Raw genomic sequence first — 13,038 nt, 5'->3', positions numbered from 1 at the left:
GCGCGCGTCAGGCGGTGGCCGGACGGATGGCGTGCCTTCCACCGATGCGCTGGCGCTGCTCCTTGATCGCGCGGCGGGCCTGCTCGATCATCTCGAGCTCGGTCACCTGCAGGAGATCCTCGGAGACGCGCACGAGGTGCGCGCGCATCGCCTCGCGCGCGGCCTGCGGGTCGCGCCGGGCAATCGCCTCGTAGATCTGGCGGTGCTCTTCGGGGCGCGGCACGATACCCACCTGGCGCGCCTGCTCGAACATGTGCCGGCACAGCTCGGAATTCTCGCGCAAGTCCCACATGTGCTCGACGCTCTGCGCCACCAGCGTGTTCTGCGTCGCCTCGGCGATCGCCAGGTGGAAGCGGCGATCGAGGCCGAGTTCCTCGTCCGAACCGGGCGAAAGGCTCTCCATACGCGCGAGGAGATCGGCCAGCGTGGCAAGCGCTTCGGGCGTGATCACACTGGCGGCAAGTCCGGCGGCCTCACCCTCGAACATGATGCGCGCCTCGATCAGCTCGAAGGCCCCGACGTTGAGTTCCCCGCCCGCGCCGTCCTCGGGCAGGCGCTCGACGACGAAGACGCCCGAGCCGTGCACCACTTCCACGATCTTGCGAATCTCCATCGCGATGACGGCTTCGCGGATGGTCGGCCGGCTGACTTTGAAGTCTTCGGCCAGCACCCGCTCGGCCGGAAGCCGCGCGCCGGGCTGGTAGACCCCCTTGCGGATCGCGGCTTCCAGTTCCTGGGCGACGCGTTGGTAGAGCTTGAGACGTTCGGTCATGGCACAAGCCTTGTCACACGCCCATGCGACCTGCAAGTGATCTTACCATTTCGCGCCGAAGCGCTCAGAACTGCGTGCGCAGCGTGAGACCGTAGGTGCGCGGGTCGCCCGGATTTCCCACGATCAGCCCGGTGTTGCCGCTGGGCACCTGCAACTGCTCGAAGTAGTCGGTGTCGAACAGGTTGCGCGCCCACAGGTAGATCTCGAAGCCCGCCTCGGTGCGAAACCCCGTGCGCAGATTTGTGAGCGTGTAACCATCGACCCAGGTATAGGCCGAAGGCGAAGGGTTGCTGGAGAAGTTCGACCGGGTGCTGCCATCGATCCCGAGGAACACCGCACCTTCCTGCCCCAGCAGCCGCACCGGCGCATTGCCCTCGACGCCATAGGACAGCGACCACTCCGAAACGCCCGGCAGGCGCTGGCCCGAGATGTCGCAGTTCTGCGGGCTGATCCCCCCCGGCGTGCCCGGCGCACTGGCCGCCTGCCCGTCGGCGGCGGTGGTGCCGCCCGAAAGCTCGGGCGGGCACGGAGCGTCGGTAAAGCGGCGGTAGGTGGCGTCGGTCCAGGCGCCGTTGAAATAGGCGTTGAAGCGCGCGCTGGGGCGCAGCGAAATGTCCGCCTCGACGCCTTGCGTGCGCACCGCATCGGCGTTGGCGAGATAGCCGCGCAGCACGCCCAGGCTGCCATTGGTGACAAGCGCCTGGTAATTGGCGATATCGGTGCGGAACGCGGCGAGGTTGATCGTCAGGCGATGGTCCCATAACCGCGATTTCACGCCGATTTCGTAGTGGTTGACCTTCTCGGGCGCGACCGTCGCGGCGGCCAGGATCGGCGCCCCGCTCGCATCGCTGGGCACGCCGTTGAGGTTGACCCCGCCCGACTTGAAGCTGCGCGCATACGTCGCGTAGAGGAGCACGTCGCGCGCGGCCTCGTAACTCAGCGTGGCATCGTAGCTGAGGTTCCAGTCGTGGTATTTGACGCCGAAGGCCTGCGGCGCGAGCACGCCGCGCTGCGCGACGATGCGCGGGTCGGTGCTGTCGTAGGTCACCAGCTCGCCCTCCCCGTTGGTCACCACCGAAAGATAGTCGCCGTCCTTGCTGTCGTAGTTGAGGCGCAGGCCCGGGCGCAGGGTGAGGCCGGGCACGATGTGCCAGTTGAGCTGGCCGTAAAGCGCCGCGCTGGTGTTATCGAGCCCGATGTTGTTGGTTGCGGTAAGGCCGTCGAGCACGCTCGGGTCCTGGCTGAGCGCACTTGAGGGGCTGAGCAGCCAGGCGCTCGCCGCCGGTCCCTGCTGTTGGCTGCCCTGGGTGTCGACGCTCTGGCGGAAATAGAAGGCGCCGAGCGTGTAATCGATCCTTTCGCCCCCGCCCGCGAGCCGCAGTTCCTGCGTGAACTGGTCCTGCTGCGAGGGGTTCTGCGAAAGCGTGGTCACGGCAAGGCCGGTGAAGTCGCGGTCGTTCTCGGGCTTCCAGTCCCAAAAGCGCCAGGCGGTGATCGAGGTCAGTGTGCCCAGCCCGGTCTCGAGCACCGCGCGCAGCGAGGCGCCGCCCACCTTGTTGCCCGCGTTCAGCGACGCGTCGAGATCGGTCACGCGCGCGAAGGGATCGGTGCTCGGGACCTGATAGCCTTGCGCGGCGGCGAGCGCGGCGTACTGGCGATTGAGGGCGCGCTGGGTCGCCCCGGTGCGCACGTAGACGGTGCCGCAGCATTCCGGGTCCTGCTGCGAATAGTCGCCCGCCAGCGTCACCGAAAGCGTGTCGGTGGGCTGCCAGAGCACTTGCGCGCGCAGGCCCAGGTTGTCCTGCTCGTTGATCCAGCGCTGGCTGGTGGTGTTCCAGATCGTGCCGCGCCGGCTCGTCGAAGAAAGCGCGAGGCGCACCGCCACCGTCTGCGAGAGCGGCCCCGAGACCGCCGCCTTGGCCTGGCGGAAGGCAAGGTTGCCGATCGAGACTTCGGCGCGCCCCTCGAAGTCGAAGGTGGGCTGGCGGGTGCTGATGTTGATCGCGCCTGCCGTCGTGTTCTTGCCGTAGAGCGTGCCCTGCGGCCCGCGCAGGACTTCGATGCGCTCGACGTCGAGGAAGTCGAAGGTGGCCGAGGCGACGCGCGCGAAATAGACGTCGTCGACGTAGATGCCCACGCCCTGCTCGATGCCGTCGTTGGTCAGCCCGAAGGGCACGCCGATGCCGCGGATGTTGACGGCGGTGTTGCGCGGATTGGAGCTGTAGTACTGGAGCGTGGGGACGAGCTGCTGGAGACGGCCGACGTTGAAGCTGCCGGTGCTGTCGATGTGCTCGCCGCCCACCACCGCGATCGCGATCGGCACGCTCTGCACGGTTTCCTTGCGCCGCCGCGCGGTGACGAGAATGTCGCCGGCATCCTGCGCGCCGGTGCCGACCGAGGACGGCGAAGACACAGTGCCCTCGTCCGCTTGCGGTGCCGCAGACACCTGCTGCGCCTCCTGCCGGGCAAGCGCGGGGCTCGCGATACCAAGCGCGGCAAGTGCGCCCGCGGTGGTGGCGAAGTGGTGGCGCGCGCGTCGGCGCACGCGCCCGTAGCGGGCGCCGCGTGATGAAAACTGCATGAATTCTACCCCCTGAACGGGCGTCGCGCGGCCGCCTTTGTCCCGGCTGCGACGCCCCTGCTGTGGCCTTATGTCCGTGGTTGAAGCCGGGCGGGTTCGTACCCGCACCGCACGCGCCCGTTAACGGGTGCGCGCCGGTGCCCGACCGATCGACCGGCCCGGGGAACAGGGCCGAAATGCGCTTGCGAAAGTTCTGTGCATCGTATCACCTCATAATCCGAAGAGGGGAACACGAAGCCTGGCGTTGTCGCCCCAGCGTCGCGCGCTTTAGCGGTTGGTAACGCGGAGCAAGCTGCTTCCCGATCAAATGCCGCGGGTCGTCATGGACTGGGCGCACGCGGATGACCGGTCCGTCGGCGCGACTAAATCTCTACCCATCTAGTGGGGTTTAAGTCAAGCGGCCATTTTCGAGGTGGCGCAGACCCCGAGCGCCTCAGCGCACGTTCAGGCCCAGCTCGCGCAGGAGTTCGCCCGCCTGCTCGCGCGAGATCGTCGCCCCCCGGAACGGCGCGGCGTTCTCGAGCCGCACCCCGCCAAGGTCCGCCCCGCGCAAGTCCGCACCTTCGAAACGCGCCGAACCCAGCGCCGCCTCGCGCAAACTGCATTCGTGGAAACTCGCCTCGCGAAAGTCGCAGCGGGCAAGGTCGGCGCGGGTGAAATCGACCCGCGTGAGCTCAGCCTTGCGGAACTGCCGCCCTGGCAGCTTGGCATCGATCAGCAGCGTTTCGGCAAAGCCGATGTCGAGCGCGCGCACCCCGGTGAGGTCCGCCCCGGTCAGCTTGCAGCCGGAAAAGCGGGCCGCGTCGAGATGGGCGCGCTTGAAGCTGGCGTTGTTGAAATCGCTGCCCTGGAAAACCGCCTCGGCAAGGTCGCCATCGGTGAAGACGGCGAAGGCCCCGCGGCACGAGCGCCAGTGCGTGCGTTCAAGGCGAGCGGACCGGAAATCGGCGCGGCGAAGATCACAGCGGGTGAATGACCAGCCCGCCAGATCGAGGCCGGCGAAATCCCCCTCGGCCAATTCGCAATCCACCAGCGAGGGCTGCGTGCCCGAGAGCGTCGCGAGATCGGCCCGCGCCAGCGCGCGGCCTTCCACGAGGTCCCCGGCAAGATCATCGGACATCGGCGCCTCCCCCCTTCCGCTCAGGCCCGCGCGCCGTGCAATCGCGCAAGAACGGCATCGCGCGCCTGCGCTTCGAGCGCGGCGTAAAGCGCGAAGGGGTCGGCAACGCGCGCGCCGAGCGCCTCCTCGAAGGCGGCCTGGGAGGAATGGCCGGCATAGGCCCCGCGTTCCTCGAGGCCCAGGTTCGACTGGAAGATGCCCGCCGCACTCACCGGCAGGAAATCCTCGTAGACCATCGGCGTGGCGGACACCAAACCCGCCGCGATGCAGGCTTCGAGATCGGCGGGCACGCGATGCCCCGAGGCGAGCGCGTCGTGTCCTTGTGCGCTCAGGGCATAGTCGAAATAGGCGAGCCCTTCGCGGCGCAGGGTGTCGAGGTCGTCGGGAAAGCGCTCGAAGAGCGCCGCGAGCCGCGCGGCGTAGTCCCCGCCCGACGAGCCTTCGAGCCCGCGCGCCTCGTCCAGCAGCGCATCGTAGAGCGCCCGGCCCTTGGGGGTGAGTGCAGCCCCGCGCTGCTCGATCTCGCCAAAGCGCGCCATGTGCGAGCCCTTCTCCTCGGGGCCCCCGTCGGCGCCGAGGAACGTGATCTCCTCCTCGAGCGCCTGGAAACTGGTCTGGCGCAGCAGGATGTCGACGTGGCGGCGCGGCGGCCCCTCGATCACCGCCTTGGCCTTGATCGCGCGCGCCACCATCTCGGCCTGCGCGGCGTCGATGTCGAGCGTGCGCGGGGTCAGGTGGTTGATGTGCGGGCCCTGGAAGGCGACGATGTCGGCAACCAGGCGGTGCGCGCCAAGCAGGCGCCGGTAGGTCGCGGCGGTGACGCGCGCCTTCTCGCGCCAGCGGAAGGTCTCGAGCACCTCGGCGACGAAAGTGTCCACCTCCTCCTCGACCAGCCCGCCTTCGGCTTCGGCCCGCGCGACGAGTTCGTGCGCGCGCGGCGTCAGGATCTCGCGGCTGGCGAGCAGGTCCGCTGCGGTGGCGCGCAAGTCCTCGTCCTCGATCAGCTCGAGGCGCAGCAGCGAGCAGAAGATGCGCAAGGGATTGACCCCCAGCGAGGCGCGGTCGACCGGACGGAAGGCGGTCGAATGCACCGGAACCCCTGCGACCGAGAGATCGTAATAGCCCACCGGATACATGCCCATGACCGCGAAGACCCGGCGCAGGGCGGCAAGTTCGTCCGGCTTGCCGACGCGAATCGCCCCGTGCGGCTCGCGGTTGAACGCGGCGAGCCCGCCAGCCGCCTCGACCATCGCGCCGAGCGCGGGGTCGGCGGCCATCGCGCGGCCGTTCACGTCGTGGACGAGCTCGAGAAGCTGCGCATAGAGCGGTACCTCGCACCCGTACATCGCCGAGAGGGCGTCGGAGAAACGGGCGCGGATGAGGTCCGCCGGTACAGGCTGTGGCATCGTGTCTTCCTTGCCCGGCCGCTCGGAGCCGGTCCTGGTGTGATTTCCCCACCATGTGGGCCCGGACGGGGCCTTTGCGCAAGCGCGCGAGACCCGCGCAAGGGTACCAATGCACAATGGCGTGAGCGCACGGCTTCGACTAGACCCCGCACGATCCGAAAGCCCGGGGCCGTTTGACGAGACACCCGTGCACGAAGGCGGATAGCAGGGAGAGGGGGCATCGCGGGTGTCCCCGCAGGCATATCGGGGACGCGTTCGTGAGCACGAAGAAGGACACCTTCCGCCATGTGGATGTGCGCGGGCCCGCCCCGCCCCCGGATTGGACAAGCGCCCAGCAAGTCGGCGGAATTTTCACGAATTGGTGTTTTCCTCCAGCCGCACCGCCGCTAGGTGACACACCAGAAAGCATAGCCAGAACACCGGAAGCGCCCCTCGCGGCGCGCAAAACCGGTCCCATCGCCATTTCAGGGAGCCCCATGCACGTCACCCGTCACACCTCCGTCCCATCGGCCTCGACGCTGCGTCTCTCGAGCGCGCTTGGCCTTGCTCTTGCGCTTCCCGTCGCCGTGGCCTTCGCCGCGCCCGCGCTGGCCGATGAAAGCGCCGACGCCGCGGCGCAGGCGGGCACCATCGTCGTCACCGGACGCGGGCTCGAGGAAGGCCAGGGAACGACCGCCTACGACGTCGTCACGATCGGGCGCGACGAAGTGACCGCCAGCGCCTCGGGGCGGATCGAGGACGTGCTGTCCTCGGTCGCGGGCTTCCAGCAGTACCGCCGTTCCGACAGCCGCGCGGCCAACCCCTCGGCGCAAGGGGTGACGCTGCGCGCGCTCGGCGGCAACGCCTCGAGCCGCGCGCTGGTGCTGCTCGACGGCGTCCCCGTCGCCAACCCCTTCTTCGGCTACATTCCCTTCTCCGCGATCGCGCCCGCGCGCATCGGCGAAGTGCAGGTGACGCGCGGCGGCGGCATGGGGGCCTTCGGCACCGGCGCGATCTCGGGCACGATCGACCTTGTCAGCGCCGGCCCCGACGCGATCGGTGCGTTGCAGGGCGAGGCCCTGGTCAACGACCGGGGCGAGACGCAAGTCTCGGCCACCACCGCGCAGCGCCTGGGCCAGGGCTACGTCATCGCCAGCGCGCAGTGGGACAAGGGCCAGGGCTTCTGGACCACGCCCAGGGACCAGCGCGTCGAGGCCACCGCGCGCGCGGCCTACGAAAGCTGGTCGGCCTCGCTGCGCGCCGTCGCGCCGCTGAGCGACAGCGTCGAGATCCAGGCCTCGGGCCTCGTCTACGGCGACCAGCGCACGCTGCGCTTCAAGGGCGCGAATTCGACCTCCGACGGCCAGCAGGCGAGCCTGCGCCTCGTCGGCCGGGGTGACTGGCAGTTCGACGTGCTGGGCTACGTCCAGGCGCAGAACTTCTCGAACGTCGTGATCAGTTCGTCGAGCTACAAGAAGACGCTCGACCAGGCCAAGACGCCCACGCTCGCGATCGGGGGCAAGGCCGAACTGCGCCCGCCGGTGGGCGAGGACCATGTCCTGCGCCTGGGCGCCGACATCCGCAGTTCGCAGGGCCATCTGGTTGAAATGCCCTATTCGGCCACGACCGGCCTCGCCACCTATTTCCGGCGCGCCGGGGGCGAGCAGTCCGACCTTGGCCTCTACGCACAGGACGACTGGACGCTGGGTTCGCTGGTGCTGACCGCGAGCGGCCGGGCCGACCGCTGGACCATCCGCAACGGCTTCTACCGTTCGCTGACGGCGGCCGGCGCCGTCTACCAGGACGACACTTTCGCCGACCGCTCGGGCTGGAACGGCAACGGGCGTGCGGGCGCGGCCTGGCACGTGATCCCCGCCCTCACGCTGCGCGCGGCGGCCTATACCGGCCTGCGCCTGCCCACGCTCAACGAGCTTTACCGCCCTTACGTCGTCTTTCCGGTGACGACGCAGGCCAACGCCGCGCTCAAGCCCGAACGGCTGCGCGGCTACGAGGCGGGCATCGATCTTACGCCCGCGCCCCATGTCTCGCTTTCGCTGACCGCCTTCGACAACCGGCTCAAGGACGCGATCGCCAACGTGACGATCGGGACCAACCTGCTCCAGCGCCAGAATGTCGATGAAATCCGCGCCAGGGGCATCGAGGCGCAAGCCAAGGTCGCGCTGGGCACCGTCAGCCTCGAGGGATCGCTCGCCTGGACCGATTCCAAGGTCCACCAGGCGGGGGCCGACTTCGACGGCATGCGCCCCGCCCAGGTGCCCAAGCTCGACGCCTCGGCGACGCTCGCCTGGGCGCCGCGCGAAGGCTGGCGCCTTGCCGCCACGCTGCGCCACGTCGGCAAGCAGTACGAAGACGACACCAATACCCAGGCCCTGCCCGCCGCGACCACGCTCGACGCCTATGCGCGCGTGCCTGTGGCGGGTCCGGTCGCCCTGCTGCTGCGCGGCGAGAACCTCACCGACGAGACGATCCTCACGCGCAACCAGTCGGGCTCGTATGACCTGGGCACTCCGCGCACGATCTGGGGCGGGGTCTCGGTCCAGTTCCGCTGAAGGGACTGCGGGGTCGCCACAAGGGCGGCCCCGGCCCTAGGCTCCGGCAAGGGTGAAGCGGTGCGTTCCGGGCGCCACCTCGCGCCAGCCACCGGGCAGGCGCACGCGCGCCCGGGTGTTGGCGGGGACGCTCAGCGCAAGGCTCGCGCCGCCGCCTTCGCCCGCGCCCCGCGTCCAGTCGGCGACGATGCGCCCACGCACCGTGTCGAGCGTGGCGCCCGCCGAAGCGATGCGGGGGTCGAGCAAGGGATCGACGTCGAACGTGGCAAAGCCGGGCGCGGTCGGCGCGATCCCGGCGACGCGGCGGTAGAGGAAGCCGCAGACGGCGCCGAGCGCGTAGTGGTTGAACGAATTCATCGCGACGTCGCCGGTATCGCCGTTCCAGCGCTCCCAGATCGTCGTCGCCCCGTGATCGGCCATATAGCCCCACGAGGGGAATTCGCGGCGGAGCAGGAGATCCCAGGCAAGGCGCGTCTCGCCCACGCCCGCCAGCGCGTCGAGCGCCAGCGGCGTGCCGAGGAAGCCGGTCGTGAGCAGGGTCCCGCGCCGGCGGATGTCGGCGGCGAGGCGTTCCCCCGCTCGGGCGCGCACGGGTTCGTCGAGCAAGTCGAGCGCGAGCGCCAGGATGTAGCTGCACTGGCTGGCGTTGCCCACGGTGCCGTCGGGCTTGACGAAGGCCGCCGCAAAGGCCTGTCGGGTCCGCGCCAGCCGCGCCGTCCACGTCGCGGCCTCGGCGCTGCGCCCGGTCCACTGCGCGAGCTGCGCCACTTGCGCGATCGAGCGCGCCAGCATGGCGGTGCCGATAAGGTCCTTGGGCGTGGTCTCGTCCATCGGCGACTTGGCGTCGAGCGCGAGCCAGTCGCCCAGGTCGACACCGCGATCCTTGGCCCACAGACCATCGGGATTGGTGGCGAGAATGCCCTCGAGATAGGCGGTCATCGCCGACCAGTTCTCGTCGACCACGCGCGCATCGCCCTCGTGGAGATACGAGGTGTAGGGCAACATGACCCCGACGTCGGCCCAGCCCGGCGTCGCGCTGGTGGTGCCCCAGCCCAGCCCCGAGGGGCACGGCGCCCAGAGCGGGTAGGCCCCCCTGGCGCCTTGCGCCTCGCGCAGATCGCGGCAGTAGGCGCGCGTGAACGGCCCCGTCGCCATGTTGAAGCTGGCGGTGTCCCAGAACACTTGCGCATCGCCGGTCCAGCCCAGGCGCTCGTCGCGCTGGGGGCAATCGGTGGGAATGCCCATGAAGTTCGAGCGCTGGCTCCACAAGGTGTTGAGCCAGAGCTTCTGGATGTGCGGCTCGGCGACGCGCAAGGTGCCCGTCTCGCGCAAGTCGCTCGAAAGGACGAGCCCGGTCACCATCCCTGCCTCGAGCGTGTCGAGCCCGGAAATCTCGGCGTAGCGAAAGCCCTGGTAGGTGAGCATCGGGCAAAGCTCCTCGCCCTCCCGCCTGCCCGCCAGGACATAGCGATCGGTGGCGCGCGCCGCGCGCAAGTTGCTCTGGTCGATCTCGCCGTCCGCGCCCAGGATCTCGGCCATGCGCACGGTGACTTCCTGCCCCGGCCTGCCCTTGACCCTCAGCCGCACGCGCCCGGCGAAATTCTGCCCGAAATCGACGACGAAGCGGCGCTCGGCGCGCTTGTGCACGCTTTCGGGTGCGCGTTCGCGGATGACCCGCACCGGTTCGCACAGCGCGGCCACGATCGGCACCTGCGGTTCGGGCGCGGTCCACACCCGTTCCCAGTCCGAAAGGTCGAAACCCGCCCGGTTCCAGCCCTCGGGCCAGAGGCGCAAGTCCTGGTCCTCGCCCGCGTAGATCTCGGACATTCGCAAGGGAGAGTCCGCGTGGCGCCAGCTCCCATCGGTGACCACGCGCGTGATCGTCCCGCCCTCGTCCTCGATCTCGAGCACCATCTGCACCCGGCGCGGGGCGGGAAGATAGGGGTAGCGTCCATCAGGCGCCTGATAGCTGGCGAAGTGGCCATCGCCGACCAGCGCGCCGAGCACGTTCGCCCCGTCGCGCACGAGCGCGGTCACGTCATAGCTGCGCGAAGGGATGTGCCTCGTATAGTTGGCCGGTTCGGCCTGCAATTCGTCCGCGCCCACCCGCGCGCCGTTGATCCAGACGCGGTAGCCGCCAAGCGCCGCCACGTGGAGCCGCGCGCGCACCACTTTGCCCGCCTGCGCGAAAGGGCGCGCGAGCAGGCGCGCGGGGGTCGGCGGCCAGGGGAAATTGGGCTGCTCGGGCGCCTTCGCCGCCGCGGCCCAGGGCTCCAGGTCGCCCAGCCGGGTCTGCCACCCGCGCCCGATCCGCACACGTGCACCGTCCGCGCCGGTCATCCGGACATGGCCCGCAACGCGCACGAAGGGCTTGGTAAAGTAGCCGGGAGTGGGCGAGACCGAGACGGTGAGCTCGTGCGCCCCGGCGGCAAGATCGAGCGCGAAGCGCGAAGCCGGCGGACCGCCGAAGGCGAGCGGGCTATAGGGTGTCGCCGTAAGCGGCTTGCCGTCGAGCGCGATGGCCGAAATCACCCCGTCGGCAACCAGCGTGACCACGCAGGGCCCCGCCCCACTGGTGAAGGCCAGGCGAAAGGCGCGCACCACGTCGGGCGAGGCCGCCTCGCCGCCCACCCATTCGACGCCCGAGAGGCGGTCGTCGCGTTCGTCGGCATCCTCGACGGCAAGCCAGGCGCCGGACCAGTCGGCGGCCTCGAGCAGGCCCATCTCCCAGCTCGCGGGCTCGCTCCACACGCGCGTTCCGTCCTGGGTCCAGGCGCAGACCTTCCAGAAGCAGCGCTGACCCGAGACCAGCGGCGTGCCTGCATAGGCGACGCCGCTCGCCTGCGAGCCCATCTGCCGGCCGCTGTCCCACACATCGCCCTGCCCGGCCGCGAGGCGCTGCAGGCTGGAGGCCACGATCACCCGCCAGGCGGCCTGCTGCGTGCCCTCACCGCCTTCAAGCCGCCAGGAGAGCGAAGGGGTACGGTCGCCCAGCCCGATCGGATCGACCATCTGCGCCGTGCGCGGATCGCGCAGCGCGACGCGCCCCGCCGAAGCGCGCGCGAGGGCCGGAAAGCTCCCGCTTGCCGCGCCGAGCGTGAGACCCGTGCTGCCCGCCAGCACGGTGCGTCGATCGATCCTGGGCATGTGCTTCCTTCCTGCTGACCCGGCGCTCGGACGCGCCGCGACACGCCTCGCCCCCTGTTCGTAGCGCGCACCTTAGGACCTCGGCGCGCGCGCGTAACCGTCTAATTCAGATGCGATTTGCCCTGGCGTAGGCGCCCAGGTGCAAGGCGCTCGGCTTCACCGTGCGGGCAAAGGTCGTGCGGTCCACCGCAACCAGCCCGAAGTGCGCGGTATAAGCGCGATTCCACTCGAAATTGTCGAGCAACGACCAGTGGACGTAGCCGCGCACGTCGACGCCTTCGGCGATTACCTTGGCAAGGCTCGCCAGCGCGCGGTCGATATAGGCGATGCGGCGGGTGTCGTCGCTGGTGGCGACGCCGTTCTCGGTGACGAGGATCGGACGCCCGGTGGCGCCCGCCACCCAGCGCACCGTGGCGCCCAGCGCCTCGGGGTAGAATTCCATGCCCGTCTCGGTCAGTTCCACGCCCTCGGGCGGCGCGAGATCGGCCTCGCGCCCAACCACGTTGCGCCCATAGGTCTGGACACCCACGAAATCGTCCCTCGCGACGACCTCGAACCAGGGCTGGTAGACTTGCACGATCTTGGCCGCGCGTGCGCTCTCGCCAGGGGCAGCCTGCTCGTCGGCCACCGCGAGGCTGAGGCCGAGCTGCACATCGGGACGAACCGACTTGATCGCCGCGATCGCGCGGTGGTGCGCCGAGGCCATGTTCGCGAAGACCGCCTCGGGCGGCGCGGTGAGCGTGGAGGAGAAACGTTCGGTCCCGATCCGCTTCGCGGCCTCGGCATTGCCCATCGCGAAGAACGGCGCGGCGGCCTTGAAGTCGCGCTGCCAGAGGAGCTGCGCAGTGAGATTGGGCTCGTTGAAGGTGAGCGCGTGGGCATAGCCGGTGCCCAGCGCGCGGGCCGCCATCTCGCAAAAGCGCACGAAGTGATCGACGTTGGCCGCCACTTCCCAGCCGCCGAGCCCGGCGAACCAGCGCGGCACGGTGAAGTGCGAGTAGGTCACCAGCGGCTTCAGCCCCGCCTCGGCGCAGGCGTCGAGCATCGCGCGGTAATGCGCCAGCGCGGCCATCGACCATTCGCCCCGTTCGGGCTCGATCCGCGCCCACTCGATTCCGAAGCGGTAGGTATTGAGCCCCAGGCGCTTGACCAGTGCGATATCCTCGCGCCAGCGGTTCCAGCTGTCGCAGGCATCGCCCGAGGGCTCGGGGAAGGCACTGGGCGTGAGGTGCTCGGTGACCCAGCTGTCGGAATTGACGTTGCCGCCTTCGACCTGGTGGCCCGAGGTAGCGGCGCCCCACAGGAAGTCGGGGCGCAGGACGCGTCCCGACTTCGCCGCCGGGACAGCCGCGAGGGCCGGTGCGGCTCCCGCGGCGAAGTCGGCGGAAAAGGCCGTGGCGAACCCCGCGCTCGCCGTCTGCAGCACCGAGCGGCGGGTCATCGCGTCGATCACGTGCGCCCCC

General features: G+C 69.8%; 7 protein-coding genes. 1 reads left to right on the top strand and 6 read right to left on the bottom strand.

Annotation, left to right across the window (positions count from 1 at the left end; translation table 11 throughout):
- Positions 1-7 precede the first annotated feature (7 nt).
- The 4 genes from HT136_RS12675 to hglS all read right to left on the bottom strand — a co-directional run bounded on the left by HT136_RS12675 (position 8) and on the right by hglS (position 5,879).
- Entirely contained in the window at positions 8-772 is a 765-nt protein-coding gene (locus HT136_RS12675; RefSeq protein ID WP_214200144.1) for a FadR/GntR family transcriptional regulator, read from the bottom strand.
- 64 nt (positions 773-836) lie between these two features.
- Positions 837-3,353, bottom strand: a complete 2,517-nt coding sequence (locus HT136_RS12670) for a TonB-dependent receptor (RefSeq protein ID WP_214200143.1) — start codon at positions 3,351-3,353, stop codon at positions 837-839.
- A 433-nt stretch (positions 3,354-3,786) separates the two neighbouring features.
- On the bottom strand, positions 3,787-4,473 hold the full coding sequence (locus HT136_RS12665) for a pentapeptide repeat-containing protein (RefSeq protein ID WP_214200142.1): 687 nt from the start codon (positions 4,471-4,473) through the stop codon (positions 3,787-3,789).
- Between the two features lie 20 nt (positions 4,474-4,493).
- On the bottom strand, positions 4,494-5,879 hold the full coding sequence (gene hglS / locus HT136_RS12660) for a 2-oxoadipate dioxygenase/decarboxylase HglS (protein WP_214200141.1): 1,386 nt from the start codon (positions 5,877-5,879) through the stop codon (positions 4,494-4,496).
- 476 nt (positions 5,880-6,355) lie between these two features.
- Between hglS and HT136_RS12655 the strand changes: the two genes are divergently transcribed.
- Positions 6,356-8,428 (top strand): TonB-dependent receptor plug domain-containing protein, encoded by a 2,073-nt coding sequence (locus HT136_RS12655; protein WP_214200140.1) that lies wholly within the window; start codon positions 6,356-6,358, stop codon positions 8,426-8,428.
- Positions 8,429-8,464: 36 nt separating this feature from the next.
- Here HT136_RS12655 and HT136_RS12650 read toward each other — a convergent pair whose 3' ends face one another.
- Together HT136_RS12650 and HT136_RS12645 are read right to left on the bottom strand one after the other, a co-directional pair.
- The gene (locus HT136_RS12650; RefSeq protein WP_214200139.1) at positions 8,465-11,575 is read right to left on the bottom strand and encodes an alpha-L-rhamnosidase; all 3,111 of its coding nucleotides are present in this window, start codon (positions 11,573-11,575) and stop codon (positions 8,465-8,467) included.
- 106 nt (positions 11,576-11,681) lie between these two features.
- Positions 11,682-13,028 carry a glycoside hydrolase family 1 protein gene (locus HT136_RS12645; RefSeq protein ID WP_343222177.1) on the bottom strand — a complete coding sequence of 449 codons (1,347 nt, stop codon included), beginning with the start codon at positions 13,026-13,028 and terminating at the stop codon, positions 11,682-11,684.
- Positions 13,029-13,038: the final 10 nt, after the last annotated feature.

Origin of the sequence: Novosphingobium profundi (assembly GCF_018491765.1) — a bacterium.
GTDB classification, from domain to species: domain Bacteria; phylum Pseudomonadota; class Alphaproteobacteria; order Sphingomonadales; family Sphingomonadaceae; genus Novosphingobium; species Novosphingobium profundi.
This window is presented reverse-complemented; position numbering and strand designations above follow the sequence as displayed.

What these genes read in the sequence shown, in the direction of transcription:
- HT136_RS12675 (WP_214200144.1), bottom strand. Translation starts at nt 772, where the DNA reads ATGACCGAACGTCTCAAGCTCTACCAACGCGTCGCCCAGGAACTGGAA.
- HT136_RS12670 (WP_214200143.1), bottom strand. Translation starts at nt 3,353, where the DNA reads ATGCAGTTTTCATCACGCGGCGCCCGCTACGGGCGCGTGCGCCGACGC.
- HT136_RS12665 (WP_214200142.1), bottom strand. Translation starts at nt 4,473, where the DNA reads ATGTCCGATGATCTTGCCGGGGACCTCGTGGAAGGCCGCGCGCTGGCG.
- hglS (WP_214200141.1), bottom strand. Translation starts at nt 5,879, where the DNA reads ATGCCACAGCCTGTACCGGCGGACCTCATCCGCGCCCGTTTCTCCGAC.
- HT136_RS12655 (WP_214200140.1), top strand. Translation starts at nt 6,356, where the DNA reads ATGCACGTCACCCGTCACACCTCCGTCCCATCGGCCTCGACGCTGCGT.
- HT136_RS12650 (WP_214200139.1), bottom strand. Translation starts at nt 11,575, where the DNA reads ATGCCCAGGATCGATCGACGCACCGTGCTGGCGGGCAGCACGGGTCTC.